The 12,068-nt window shown below is 36.0% G+C and carries 15 protein-coding genes; 9 read left to right on the top strand and 6 right to left on the bottom strand.

Going from position 1 to position 12,068, the window contains the following annotated elements; genetic code table 11:
* Window position 1: 1 nt before the first annotated feature.
* Genes DEU40_RS16955 through DEU40_RS16945 form a run of 3 tightly spaced genes read right to left on the bottom strand, consistent with a single transcriptional unit; the run spans window position 2 to window position 1,851 of the window.
* Complete coding sequence (locus DEU40_RS16955) at window positions 2–346, bottom strand: hypothetical protein (protein WP_110010942.1); 345 nt, start codon at window positions 344–346, stop codon at window positions 2–4.
* 5 nt (window positions 347–351) lie between these two features.
* The gene (locus tag DEU40_RS16950; RefSeq protein ID WP_110010941.1) at window positions 352–945 is read right to left on the bottom strand and encodes an HPP family protein; all 594 of its coding nucleotides are present in this window, start codon (window positions 943–945) and stop codon (window positions 352–354) included.
* On the bottom strand, window positions 946–1,851 hold the full coding sequence (locus tag DEU40_RS16945) for an arginase family protein (protein ID WP_110010940.1): 906 nt from the start codon (window positions 1,849–1,851) through the stop codon (window positions 946–948).
* Window positions 1,852–2,229: 378 nt separating this feature from the next.
* Here DEU40_RS16945 and DEU40_RS16940 point away from each other — a divergent pair, with 378 nt between their 5' ends.
* Entirely contained in the window at window positions 2,230–3,021 is a 792-nt protein-coding gene (locus DEU40_RS16940; RefSeq protein ID WP_110010939.1) for a hypothetical protein, read from the top strand.
* Between the two features lie 117 nt (window positions 3,022–3,138).
* On the top strand, window positions 3,139–4,164 hold the full coding sequence (locus DEU40_RS16935) for a methyltransferase (protein ID WP_110010938.1): 1,026 nt from the start codon (window positions 3,139–3,141) through the stop codon (window positions 4,162–4,164).
* Window positions 4,165–4,359: 195 nt separating this feature from the next.
* Here DEU40_RS16935 and DEU40_RS16930 read toward each other — a convergent pair whose 3' ends face one another.
* A complete protein-coding gene (locus tag DEU40_RS16930; RefSeq protein WP_228406546.1) occupies window positions 4,360–4,734 on the bottom strand; it encodes a helix-turn-helix domain-containing protein in 375 nt (124 codons plus the stop codon).
* 350 nt (window positions 4,735–5,084) lie between these two features.
* Between DEU40_RS16930 and DEU40_RS16925 the strand changes: the two genes are divergently transcribed.
* The 7 genes from DEU40_RS16925 (at window position 5,085) to DEU40_RS16895 (ending at window position 10,445) form a co-directional block, all read left to right on the top strand.
* The gene (locus DEU40_RS16925) at window positions 5,085–5,417 is read left to right on the top strand and encodes a single-stranded DNA-binding protein (protein ID WP_062675086.1); all 333 of its coding nucleotides are present in this window, start codon (window positions 5,085–5,087) and stop codon (window positions 5,415–5,417) included.
* A 14-nt stretch (window positions 5,418–5,431) separates the two neighbouring features.
* The gene (locus DEU40_RS16920; RefSeq protein ID WP_228406545.1) at window positions 5,432–5,887 is read left to right on the top strand and encodes an HRDC domain-containing protein; all 456 of its coding nucleotides are present in this window, start codon (window positions 5,432–5,434) and stop codon (window positions 5,885–5,887) included.
* 123 nt (window positions 5,888–6,010) lie between these two features.
* A complete protein-coding gene (gene hisS, locus DEU40_RS16915) occupies window positions 6,011–7,381 on the top strand; it encodes a histidine--tRNA ligase (protein WP_110010935.1) in 1,371 nt (456 codons plus the stop codon).
* 99 nt (window positions 7,382–7,480) lie between these two features.
* Window positions 7,481–8,329 (top strand): PH domain-containing protein, encoded by an 849-nt coding sequence (locus DEU40_RS16910; protein WP_110010934.1) that lies wholly within the window; start codon window positions 7,481–7,483, stop codon window positions 8,327–8,329.
* Between the two features lie 17 nt (window positions 8,330–8,346).
* A complete protein-coding gene (locus tag DEU40_RS16905) occupies window positions 8,347–8,994 on the top strand; it encodes a GNAT family N-acetyltransferase (protein WP_110010933.1) in 648 nt (215 codons plus the stop codon).
* A gap of 62 nt (window positions 8,995–9,056) precedes the next feature.
* On the top strand, window positions 9,057–9,593 hold the full coding sequence (locus tag DEU40_RS16900; RefSeq protein WP_110011008.1) for a PH domain-containing protein: 537 nt from the start codon (window positions 9,057–9,059) through the stop codon (window positions 9,591–9,593).
* Window positions 9,594–9,653: 60 nt separating this feature from the next.
* On the top strand, window positions 9,654–10,445 hold the full coding sequence (locus tag DEU40_RS16895) for a class I SAM-dependent methyltransferase (RefSeq protein ID WP_110010932.1): 792 nt from the start codon (window positions 9,654–9,656) through the stop codon (window positions 10,443–10,445).
* A 93-nt stretch (window positions 10,446–10,538) separates the two neighbouring features.
* Here DEU40_RS16895 and DEU40_RS16890 read toward each other — a convergent pair whose 3' ends face one another.
* Together DEU40_RS16890 and DEU40_RS16885 are read right to left on the bottom strand one after the other, a co-directional pair.
* Window positions 10,539–10,775: a YtxH domain-containing protein gene (locus DEU40_RS16890; RefSeq protein WP_110010931.1), complete on the bottom strand. Its 237-nt coding sequence runs from the start codon at window positions 10,773–10,775 to the stop codon at window positions 10,539–10,541.
* Window positions 10,776–10,874: 99 nt separating this feature from the next.
* Window positions 10,875–11,717, bottom strand: a complete 843-nt coding sequence (locus tag DEU40_RS16885; protein ID WP_110010930.1) for an isoaspartyl peptidase/L-asparaginase — start codon at window positions 11,715–11,717, stop codon at window positions 10,875–10,877.
* Between the last annotated feature and the right edge of the window lie 351 nt (window positions 11,718–12,068).

Raw genomic sequence — 12,068 nt, 5'->3', positions numbered from 1 at the left:
TTTATGCCTGATTTTTTACTATCAGTACAAAATCATCTTCCAGAAGTTTATAACCGTAATCATAAATGAACTTGTATTCAGAACCATTTTTATAAACTTTCAGGTTGGTAAAATAATCGAAATCAAAACCCAAGCCATCCAGTCTGGATCTGGGGACTTTTGTTTTACCATCGGTATTGATTTCCATCAGAATGCGGTAGTTTTTACGGAGTTTGTTATTAACATTCCGCATCAGATTGTTAGAATCTTTATTCTGCTTATTATTATAGGCGTTCCGGCAGGCATCGTTGCAGAATTTTTTATCAGACCTTCCGATGATTTTCTCGCCGCATTCCAGACAATTCATAATCTTTATTTTAAGTGATGGTGGTGTCTTTTTTTCAACAGCTTTTTGAACATGCTGTGAGCAGGATAACTTCTGTTGGGTGTAATATTATTAAAAAACAGAGCAACAATCAAAAGAATAATGCATCCGGATAGAACAGGGGAGAGAACATACCAATATCCCAATTCAGGAATTTTTCCTGTAGAACTTACCGCGATCAGCGCTGTAGCGCCACCTGGTGGATGTAATGTTTTCGTATACTGCATCAATACAATGGAAAATGCTACTGCCAAAGGTGCCGAAAGCCAGATGATATCCGGAACAAACTGATATACAGTTACCCCTACCAATGCCGACAGCACATGTCCGCCTATAAGATTCCGGGGTTGGGCCAGAGGACTCTGAATAGCTCCATAAATAAGAACACTCGATGCCCCAAAAGAACCGATCAGGAATATATTCTCAGTTTCTGCCAGTGAATGGGACTGGATAAAGGCAATAATCCCGATTCCAAAAAATGCGCCCAAAAATGACCAGAAATGTTCCTTGTAATCTACAAGTGTCTCTTTATAGATCACATATTTTGAAACCCTGAATGTTCTTTTGAATGTCTTCTTCATTTACTCTTCTTTATTTTTTATAATTTGAATTAAATTGTCTACAAACGGATGGGTGTATGTTCCATTTTTATCATAATCGGGATCTAAAATGGTAATCTCTATTCCAAAGCACAGGGAATTTCCGATCAAGGGTTCCAGCATTTCCCTGAGATCATCATAACTGATTCCATCCTCCATTCTGCTGTCTACGGCAGGCATAATCTCATCTTTCAGAATATCTACGTCAAAATGAATGAAAAATCCATCCAGCCTTTTTTCTTCAACCATTTTCAGAAAGTCATCTGCTGTTCTTCTGAAACCATTTTCTCTTAGCTGATAAAGGTCAAAATAATGAATACTGGAATTGATAATCTGATCAACATATTCCTTATCATCAGTTTCTGCATTTCCGCAGCAAAAGATGTTTTCTTCAGCGAAATAAGGTTTTAAACCATTAATATCAGTCAGTTTTTGGTGTCCGGTACCGGTAATGATGGCGAGATCCATTCCTGCTGCACCTCCGGTTTCAGAAAGTTCAGGAGGAATAAAGTCTGTATGGCCATCAAGATAAAAAAGGCCAAAATTTCCCAGTTTTTTCAGGGCGATGGCATTTCCTATGAGAATACTGCAGTCACCTCCAAGAATAATATTGAATGTGTTCTTTTGGTAATGGTGGAAAATACAGTCAGCCTGTTTTTTAGCATATTCAATAATCTGATCTGCATTTCTGACCTTTGATTCTCTGTCAAAATCAATAGAATATTCCGGAGCTTCCAATCTGAAAACGTTGGCAGGATCAATTCTGCTATGAAAACCAAATTTTCTGAGCCAGTCCGGAAGTTTTCGTACTCCTGGTTCTGTCTCATGCTCCTTTTTTGTAAGTCCCAAATTCAGAGGGAATTCAAAAATATTGATATTCCTTTTCATAGAAGAATTTTCACAAAGATACAGAATTATCCGTTTGCAAATGGATAACCGCTGGGTTGAAAAAAGATGGTGAGATAAACTCGCCTGCAGGATTATTATTTTTTAAGAGTTGAAATATTGTAGTTGCTGTACCTGTGTTGGATAGTTGAGTCCAGGGTAAAGAATATATTCACTAAAGCTATTTTTTTGGAAAGAGTATATCTTTTATGTAATTCACTCTATTTTGAAAAACTTAGAATTTATCGGTGTTTTAAATGAATTTTTTATAAATAAATGTTTATTATTATGTATAACAGTCTTATTTTCAATGAATAATTTGAATTTTTATTTCACTGTATTGTGGTTTTTTGTAATTTTAATGCATCAAAAAAACAAACCATGAAAAAATCCAATTTATTACTCAGCATTTTATGCTCTTCGCTTATTTTTGGACAGGTAGGGATTAACACGACATCTCCACAAGGAGTTCTGGATGTTACTTCTGCAAATTCTGCAGTCATACTTTCCAGAAATGCCAATCCTCCGGCCAATGTGACAACACCCACAGCAGGAATGATTATCTACGATACCACCAATAAAACCTTAAGGTATTATAATGGAACCCAGTGGAGTACCGTAATTTCTTCCCTGACATTAACAACCGCTAATGAAGGAGTTGTTAAGCTCAATAGCGGGGCAGGAGTAAAACCCACATTTGCATTCAGAGCTTCCGGAGGAGTTCCTTTAATGACGTACCAAAACGTAGTCTATCAAACTCCAATGAATATTGTGACAGACTTTGCATCATCTCCTACAACCACATGGCCGGAAAATATTATCAACCCCGTACCCGGAGATATATATGATCCGGCAACGGGACGATTTTTAGAAAACCCTATTGCCGGACAGGTTCATATGTGGAGGGTTATTGTAAGCTATGCCAATAAAAATAATGGTTCAGTAGCCTTTGTAACGGTAAACCTTTCCAATCCCGTTCCGCCTTCAACATTCTCCATAGATCAAACCGCTGTTGCACCCAATGGGGTAACCTCCGGAGATCTTGTTTTTTACCTGGTGAGTGTTGCCGATCCTTTATCTATAGGCAGCGGATATCTTATTAAAATAAAATCTGATACCGCATTGGATGCTACAATCAGCAGTGTAACAAGGATTTCTCAGGCAAAAGACTAATCTCATTATTTAAAGCTTAATTTCAAATTTGACACATGTCAGACAAGAACAAACTCATCAGTTTGTTCTTGTTTTCAGGCTCAATATTTAACGATATTAAATTAATCAATATTTGCTATGGGAAAACAACTCATTAAGCCAGAGTTTACTTTTAAAATGTTTGAAATGCTGGGTGTTTTATGGCTGGCCGGATGTGTAAAAACAGCTGCTGAGCTCAATATTGCAGATTTACTGACCTCTGGTCCTCAAACTATTTCTTTCCTTGCAGAAGAAACACAATCGCATGAAGCCCAACTGTACCGGGTAATGAGAGCGTTGTGTGGTGCAGGAATCTTTGAAGAATTAGAAAACAAAACGTTTGCTTTGAATGATTTCGGAGCTGCCCTGCAAACCGATGTTCCCGGAACAGCAAAAAATTTTGTTCTGACCATTATGAATGAACATTTCCCGTGCTATGGAGAACTAACATATGCCGTTCAGACAGGAAAAGTTCCTTTTGAACACATTCATGGGAAAGATCTTTGGGGATTTTATAAAGAATTTCCTGAAACAGGTGAAAACTTTGGAAAGGGAATGACGGGAATGTCCGGTATGGAGCTGAAAGGAATTATAGAGAACTATGATTTTAAACCTTATAAAAAAATTGTTGATATAGGAGGAGGCAATGGGGTTATGATCCATACTATTCTGAAAAATGCTCCGCAAAGCTCCGGGATTATTTTTGATGAAGCCAATGTTATTGAAAAAACGATCACAATGATTCCTGAAAATCTTAATGAAAGGTGTTCTACAGCAATAGGAAGCTTTTTTGATGAAGTACCGCAAGGTGCAGATTTATATACCATGAAATGGATCCTGCATGACTGGAATGATGATAAATGTGTACAAATTCTTAAAAACTGCTATGATGCAATGCCTAAAGGAGCAAAACTATTAATTATAGACGCAGTTATCCCGGACGATTCTTTAAATAAGCCCCATATCGCCAAACTTCTGGACATTGTTATGCTGGCTAGCCTTACGGGAAAAGAAAGAACTTTAAGTGAGTTTAAAATGCTTATTGAAAAAGCAGGATTACACTTTACTCAGATTATTCACATCGGAACAGATGCAAAAAGCATTATTGAATGTGAAAAAATATAAGTTTCAATTTTTATTTTTAGTTGCATGATTAAGTAGGAGGCGCTCAACAATTTTGTTGAGCGCTTTTTTAATTTGTTTACTGTAAAAAAGAAAAATTAAAAATTTGTGGTTGATATTGTTAAAAAAAACTATCGCTGAAAAATATAAATTTATTTTTTTAGCGATAGCCCCTATTCGTAATTAATATTTGTATTGTTACTTTTTCAATCTGTTGATTTCTTCTTTCAGCAGACCTATATATTCCTGCATCGTCTTGATGATTTCTATGCTTAATTCATTTGTAATTTGTCCCATATTGTTAGCTGAAAAACCACTATTGCCAACATTTGCGCCCGGACTGTCGTTAAAAACAGGATTTTCAATAACAATTTTAGCTTCCTCTTCTTCGTAAATCTCTTCGATAGGAACCTCTAAAAACTGGGCAAGTTTGTTCCACTCTGTCTGTGTTATAGATACAGTACCGTTTTCTTTTCTGCTATAGTTGGAGACGTCGGTAGGGATCACTTCAGCCATTTGCTGTTGAGTGAAACCTTTCATCTTTCTTACTGTACGGAGTTTTTCTTTTTGCATATCAGACATTTTTACAAATTTGCAAAAAAAAATTAAATTAAAAAGAAAAAAAATCCTTGTCATACATCTATTTTTCAATGTTTTTTAAAGAAGAATTTTATTTTGGGATAAGGCTTTTCATTGTTTAATTTTTACTTTAAAAGTGAAGATTATTGCTTTTTAAACTTGATAAATAGTGTTTTATAAAGAATTCTATTTAGTTTCCTATCCGTTTACAAACGACTACAAACGGATTTAAATAGTTTATAACCGACTGTCTTACCGGAACATCGCAATCTTTGCAACAGAGATTTGAGAAAAACAGTGAACGTCTCTTATCTGAATTTATTAATCTTTAAAATCTAAAAGTTATGTCACTAAGAAACAAAGTAACATTAATTGGTTACACAGGTAAAGAAGTTGAAATGGTAAACTTCGACAATGGAAACGTAAAAGCAAGTGTATCTTTAGCTACCAGCGATCATTACACGAATGCGAAAGGAGAAAAAGTAGAAGAAACACAATGGCACAATCTGATTGCCTTTGGGAAAACAGCAGAAATCTTTGAAAAGTATGTTACCAAAGGAAAAGAAATAGCTGTTGAAGGAAAACTTACCTACAGATCTTATGATGATAAGGATGGGGTGAAGCGATATATCACGGAAATTCGTGTAGATGAAATCCTGTTACTAGGAGGTAAATAATTCTAAAAACACAAATGATGAAAGTAAAAGTTTTTAAAATCAGGCTTCCGGAAGAATTTCTCTACAAAGATCAGAAAATGCTGGATGATTTCCTGGACGCCAATGAGATTATGAAAGTAGAAACAGCTTTTGTGAACGAAGAACGTTATTGGTCTGTTATATTGTATTTTGAAGAATTAAAGCCCACAAAAAGTACAGTAAAAGAACCAAAGGCAGTAAAATACTCTGCAGATACTGATCTTTTGAATACCGATGAAGAAAAAATTCTGGATGCTCTCAAATTCTGGAGATCGGAAAAAGCCAGAGAACAGAACCTGCCCACTTACTTCATCGCGAGCAACAAAGAACTGATATCTGTAGCCAAGTACAAGCCTGCTAAGAAGGAAGAATTGCTTGAAATCAAAGGGTTCGGAAAGCATAAGATTGAAAATTACGGTGAAGAGATTCTTGAGATTCTTGAAAGCGTATGATTTTTTGGAATAATTGATAATAGTAAAGGAAAAGCTGGGGGAAACACTTTCTTCAGCTTTTTATACTGTGTAAAATTCCTTTCAATTCCTTACTTTTGCATTTATCAAAATGACATACAACAAATGAAGCCAAGTTTAGCAAAAGGGACGAGAGATTTTACGGCACAGGAAGTTTCCAGAAGAAAATATATCATCAATATTTTACAGAATAATTTTGAATTATTCGGGTTTCAGCCTTTGGAAACACCTAGTTTTGAAAATCTTTCTACGTTGACAGGAAAATACGGAGAAGAAGGTGACCGCTTGATTTTTAAAATTTTAAATTCAAGCATCAACGAAGCGAAAGAAGAGAAAAAAACTCAGATGCTTCATGACTTTCAAAAAGCATTGGAAAAACCATTCAGTGCAGAGAGTCTTACAGATAAAGCTCTTCGTTATGACCTTACCGTACCTTTTGCAAGATTCGTAGCGATGAATCATGGTAAACTGACGTTCCCGTTCAAACGTTCTCAGATCCAGCCGGTTTGGAGAGCAGACAGACCTCAGAAAGGAAGATTCAGAGAATTTTATCAGTGTGATGCCGATGTAGTAGGAAGTGAGAGTTTATTACAGGAAGTGGAGCTGGTTCAGTTGTATCTGAAATCTTTTGCAGATCTTAAAGTTCCTGTAACCATTCATATGAATAACAGAAAGATTCTGTCCGGATTGGCAGAATATGCAGGAATCACAGATAAACTGATTGATTTCACTGTTGCTCTTGATAAACTGGATAAAATTGGAAAAGATGGAGTTGTAAAAGAACTTTTGGAAAGAGAAATTTCTCAGGAATCTATTGATAAGCTGGATTTCCTGTTCAGCCAGTCGGATGATGCATTGGAAAATCTTCTTCAGTTAAAAGAAAAATTTGCAGGGAACGAAATCGGACTAAAAGGGGTAGAAGAGCTGGAATTTGTTCTTACCCAATCTTTGAACCTTGGTGTGGATATTCAAAACCTGGTCTTCAATATTACCCTGGCAAGAGGTCTGGATTATTATACGGGGGCTATTTTCGAAGTGAAAGCGGATGAAGTTGCTATGGGATCCATCGGAGGTGGCGGTAGATACGATAATCTTACTGAAGTTTTTGGCGTTAAAAATATTCCAGGAATAGGAATCTCATTCGGATTAGACAGAATTTATCTGGTCATGGAAGAACTCAACCTTTTCCCGGAAGAAGCATCAGCCAAAATAGAATATCTGTTTGCTAACTTTGGAGGTGAAGGAATCACGGATGCATTAAAGCTGATCATGAAGCTAAGAGCTAAAGGGATTTCTGCAGAACTATACCCTGAAAATGCAAAGATCAACAAGCAGTTTACGTATGCAGAAAAGAAAGGCATAAAGAATCTGGTTTTCCTGGGTGAAGAAGAAATTAAAAATAATACGGTTACTTTTAAAGATCTTGAAGCGGGAGTACAGAAAACGGTTTCTTTAGAAGAATTTTTAGGAGAATAATTTTTAATTATATAAAAACAGAACAACTGCAAAATTACTTTTGTGGTTGTTTTTTTTTGATGGATGTTGAGAATTTAAATACTTTTGAATAAAAAAGGAATGACTAATAATTGTGCGTTGTGTAATACAGAATTAACATCTATGGATACGCTTCTGGGAGCGAATTCGCTTTCGGATGGTAATGTTTTATGCAACAAATGTTTGAATAAAGTGAGCGATATTAATGAAGAATTGCTTTACAATCTTAATAAATTCAGCATTAAGGATATCAATAAAATGCTGAGTGCAGAAAAAGCTGAAGACGTGCAGGCTGTGATGACTAGAGAGCAGAATCTTCCTGCAGCGATACTCTATGATTCTCATCAAATCTCAAAAGAGGTTTATAAGCGAAGACATCAGAAAATAAAGAACGAACTGGAAATGCTTCATGCTAATCTGTCCATGTTTACCAAAGGAGAAATCAAAGAGCTTCCTTATCTGATTTCAGAAGATGAACAGATTACAGCGATTACTGACGCTCAGTTTGTCAATACATTGGATGCCGGAGTATTGGTAGCAACGCCCAAAAGGATGATTTCTGTATCAAAAGGAATGTTTGGTGTCGCAAAGATCAATATTTACCCTAATGAAAACATACAGTCGGTGAGCTTTGTAACCCATCCGAGATCTCCGATTATTAAACTGCATCTGGATGAAAGAATAGTTGAGTTTGAATGCTATATGGATAAGGAAGATGCAGAGAAGTTCTATGATACAATAAAAACCATTTATAATAATTCTAAGGATCAATCTCCAAAACAAATGGGTAAAGCAGGAAAAAGTATTGCAGTCTCATCAGACGATATTTTGAATCAGCTTGAAAAACTTGGTAAGCTGAGGGAAAACGGAATTTTAACCGATGCCGAATTTGCAGAACAAAAGAAGAAGCTGCTGGAGCAATTACCATAAAAATTTTATACCCAATCATGAAAGATAAAGTATCTGCAAAAATAGTAGAAAGCTGGCTTAAAGGCTGGTGCTTATCAAGAGAAGTACCTTTTCCCGTTTCATATAAATCAGGATTTCATGTCAATGTAGGAGATGAAAAACAAAAAGAACGTTTTGTATTTCCTGAGCTTAATGACGATTTTTTTCAGCTTGCCAATTCAATTACCGAGCCTTGGATTTATCTGAAAGCATCTGTTCCCCCTGATCAAATTACAGATCAAATTCCTGAAAGATGGAAACTGCAGCCACAGGGATATATGATGACGTGTTTTCATCCGATGAATTTTCCGGACACAAGTCTTGCAGAAGGATACCATCTGGAATTTTCTGAGTACAATACAACCCTTGTTATCACGATTGTGGCGGAGAATGGTGACCAGGCTTCTATAGGACGTATCTCTCTTATAGATGATGTTGCTGTGTATGACAGGATTATTACCGAAAAAAGTCATCAAAGGAAAGGGCTTGCCCGTTTTTTATTGAAAGAACTGGAGAAGATCGCTTTATCCAAAGGTTTTTACAAGAATATTTTAGTGGCAACGGAAGAAGGAAAGCTGTTGTATGAAACCTTAGGCTGGAAGCTATACTGTTTGCATACTTCCATTGTAATACCATCAGAAGACTAATATTTTTATTGAATTAAATTTAATTACTTATAAAGAGTAATTTAGACCCAAAAACTAACGCTATGAGTGAAAAATCAAGACTTGACGAAATAAGAGAAGAGCTTAAAAAACTGGATATCAGCCCTACCATATTTGCCCGGAAAGAAATTCGTGAATTACCGGATATCCTTTCACCGGACGAAAGAATTGTCTATCTCGTAGAAGGCAGAAATAAACTGAACAACCATCATATCATCCTGGTAGCCACAGACAGAAGACTGATTTTTGTGGATAAGGAGTTCATGTACGGATTGAAAGTAGAAGACTTTTCTTACAGCAAAATAAGCTCCATACAATATGAAACAGAATTTTTATTAGCTTCCATAGATATTCAGGTGACTGATGACGTGGTAGAAATTGATGGAGTAGGAAAGTACCATGCTGAACTGTTCTGTGAAAAAGTAAGAGATTTCATGTCCCGTCCGGAACAACATTTTCAGAGTAAATCCGAACCTAGTATTTTAGATCAGCTGGAACAATTGGGAAGATTAAAGGAATCCGGAGTTCTAAGTGAGGAAGAATTTCTGGATCAAAAAAAGAAATTAATGGAGAAATTGTAATCATTGTGTTGAATAATGAAATTACTTGATGGGTGGAACTCCCATTTTTAAACTAAAGCAATGGAAAATTACTTAGAAATTAATAAAAAATCATGGAATGCCAAAGTAGAACCTCATCTGAAATCGGATTTTTACTTTGTAGATGAGTTCTTAAAAGACAGAACTTCGCTGAACTCCATAGAGCTGGAGCTTCTTGGAGATATAAAAGGAAAAAGTATTCTGCATTTGCAGTGTCATTTCGGACAGGATTCTATTTCCCTGTCAAGAATGGGAGCAAAAGTGACCGGAATTGACCTTTCTGATAAAGCGATTGATACCGCCAGAGAACTTGCACAAAAATGCGGTACAGACACAGAATTTATCTGTTCAGATGTATATGAGCTGCCCAATGTTCTGGATCATAAGTTTGACATCGTTTATACAAGTTACGGTACCATTGGCTGGCTTCCTGATCTTGAGAAATGGGCGGAAATTATCAATCATTTTCTGAAGCCGGGAGGGCAGTTTATTATGGCAGAGTTTCATCCTGTCGTCTGGATGTTTGATGATGACTTTACAAAAGTTGCATATAATTACTTCAATGAAAAACCGATTGTTGAAACCTATGAAGGAACGTATGCAGATCAGTCTGCCCCTATTGTACAGGAGTATGTCATGTGGAACCACTCCTTAGCAGAAGTGCTTGACAATTTAATGAAAAAAGGTTTGAAACTGGAGACTTTTCAGGAATTTGACTGGTCACCTTATCCGTGCTTCAGACATGTAGATGAATTTGAAAAAGGAAAATGGAGAATTCCACAGTTCGGAAATAAAATACCGTTGGTGTTCGCTTTGATTGCAGAGAAAATATAAGATTTATTTTAATCCTAATAAAAAGTCATCGTAATTACTATTACGATGACTTTTTCCTATATATGAATGTTAAAAAAAACTGCTCTGTGTTGGTTAGCTCAGGGAGTCCTCAGCCTTTGTTTTTGCTTCGTCCACTTTATTCTGAACCTGGGAAGCAACATCATTGGCTTTGCTCTTAAGGTCATTTCCCCATTTGTTAAGATTATCTTTAGCTGTATTGATCTTATCTTTTACCGCTTGTTGATCTTCAGGGCTTGAATTCTTATATTTCCAGTAAGCTAATGCACCTAATCCTAGTAAAGCTAATAAGCCTTTTGTCTTGTTTCCCATGATTTCTATTTTTTTAAGTATTAATATTAAAATTTGTTATTATGAATAATGTAAAATACGTGCCAAAAAAATAAATGGACTTATAAATAAATGTTAAATTTAGGAAAAGACTTCAAGTTTTTCACCATCAAAACTGGCGAAAACCATAGTAGGATACGAATCCTGATGATGTACATTTCCATCTTTATCAATGGCGATGGCGCCTGCAAACCCATCAATGGTTTTAAGCTCCTCAAATGTTTTATCGAAAGCCTGCTGAAGGCTCATTCCATCCGTAACTCTTGTTACAATTTTTGCAGCCGTAGCATTGCTGACAATATCTTCACCAACCCCGGTACAACTTACCGCACAGAAAGCATTGGCATAATTTCCGGCCACTGTGGCAGAATCTGAAATTCTTCCGGGAATCTCGAAGCCTTTACCTCCGGTAGATGTGGCAGCAGCCAGTTTTCCTTCATGATCAATTGCAACACAGCCTACAGTTCCTTTACCTCCGTTGGCTAATTTAGCTTCATATTCTTTTCTTCTCTGGGGAATTTCTGTAGAAAAATTTTCAAAACCATTTTCCGTAGCATAGATTTTAGCACCATTTCCCCCTAAGACTCTGTCATCTTCACCTATAAGATCTTTAGCAACAAAAATCGGGTTTTGTACATTCTCAATGTTAATTACGCCGCTTAGCTTCTGGGTATTTCCGTTCATAATGGCAGCACTCATACGGATAACGCCATCACTCTGGATTTGAGAACCTGTTCCGGCATTGTATAACGGATCATCTTCCAGCAAGGAAACAGCATAAGCAACAGTATCAAAAGCCGAATGGGTCTTAAGATAATCGAATGCCTTTTGAGCAATTTGTTTTAATGACTCCTGTTTTGCTGTTTTTACTTCATGGCTTTGATCGCTTTCAGAGAAAAAACCGCCGTGGATAATTACTTTCATAAAATTATAGATGATGGTTGATAAATAATTTCTTTTACGAAGTTAATTAATAAAAGATAAAAGATAAAAGATAAAAGATAAAAGATAAAAGATAAAAGATAAAAGATAAAAGATAAAAGATAAAAGATAAAAGATAAAAGATAAAAGATAAAAGATGTTGTTGTTAAGCAACTATTATGCATCTGGATATCAACATCAATAGGGATGGGCTATAATTCTGAGCGGAGACGAAGAAAGCCCGCCTTACAATAAACGTGACACTCTCCCACAAAGTGTGTAAGTTAAAAAGTCAAGGCTTGGATTTTATAATCTGAGCCTTTTTTCAAAAATAAGCATAAATTGGTTGAGAAC

Origin of the sequence: Chryseobacterium sp. AG844 (assembly GCF_003182335.1) — a bacterium.
Classification (GTDB): Bacteria; Bacteroidota; Bacteroidia; order Flavobacteriales; family Weeksellaceae; genus Chryseobacterium; species Chryseobacterium cupriresistens.
Note: the sequence above shows the minus strand (reverse complement) of the source record. Positions and strands in the feature narration are given on the sequence as shown.

Bases quoted from the DNA above. Each gene is read 5' to 3' on its own strand.
- DEU40_RS16885 (WP_110010930.1), bottom strand. From the start codon at position 11,717: ATGAAAGTAATTATCCACGGCGGTTTTTTCTCTGAAAGCGATCAAAGC.
- DEU40_RS16890 (WP_110010931.1), bottom strand. From the start codon at position 10,775: ATGGGAAACAAGACAAAAGGCTTATTAGCTTTACTAGGATTAGGTGCA.
- hisS (WP_110010935.1), top strand. From the start codon at position 6,011: ATGAAGCCAAGTTTAGCAAAAGGGACGAGAGATTTTACGGCACAGGAA.
- DEU40_RS16945 (WP_110010940.1), bottom strand. From the start codon at position 1,851: ATGAAAAGGAATATCAATATTTTTGAATTCCCTCTGAATTTGGGACTT.
- DEU40_RS16905 (WP_110010933.1), top strand. From the start codon at position 8,347: ATGAAAGATAAAGTATCTGCAAAAATAGTAGAAAGCTGGCTTAAAGGC.
- DEU40_RS16900 (WP_110011008.1), top strand. From the start codon at position 9,057: ATGAGTGAAAAATCAAGACTTGACGAAATAAGAGAAGAGCTTAAAAAA.
- DEU40_RS16955 (WP_110010942.1), bottom strand. From the start codon at position 346: ATGAATTGTCTGGAATGCGGCGAGAAAATCATCGGAAGGTCTGATAAA.
- DEU40_RS16910 (WP_110010934.1), top strand. From the start codon at position 7,481: ATGACTAATAATTGTGCGTTGTGTAATACAGAATTAACATCTATGGAT.
- DEU40_RS16895 (WP_110010932.1), top strand. From the start codon at position 9,654: ATGGAAAATTACTTAGAAATTAATAAAAAATCATGGAATGCCAAAGTA.
- DEU40_RS16925 (WP_062675086.1), top strand. From the start codon at position 5,085: ATGTCACTAAGAAACAAAGTAACATTAATTGGTTACACAGGTAAAGAA.
- DEU40_RS16935 (WP_110010938.1), top strand. From the start codon at position 3,139: ATGGGAAAACAACTCATTAAGCCAGAGTTTACTTTTAAAATGTTTGAA.
- DEU40_RS16950 (WP_110010941.1), bottom strand. From the start codon at position 945: ATGAAGAAGACATTCAAAAGAACATTCAGGGTTTCAAAATATGTGATC.
- DEU40_RS16930 (WP_228406546.1), bottom strand. From the start codon at position 4,734: ATGCAAAAAGAAAAACTCCGTACAGTAAGAAAGATGAAAGGTTTCACT.
- DEU40_RS16940 (WP_110010939.1), top strand. From the start codon at position 2,230: ATGAAAAAATCCAATTTATTACTCAGCATTTTATGCTCTTCGCTTATT.
- DEU40_RS16920 (WP_228406545.1), top strand. From the start codon at position 5,432: ATGATGAAAGTAAAAGTTTTTAAAATCAGGCTTCCGGAAGAATTTCTC.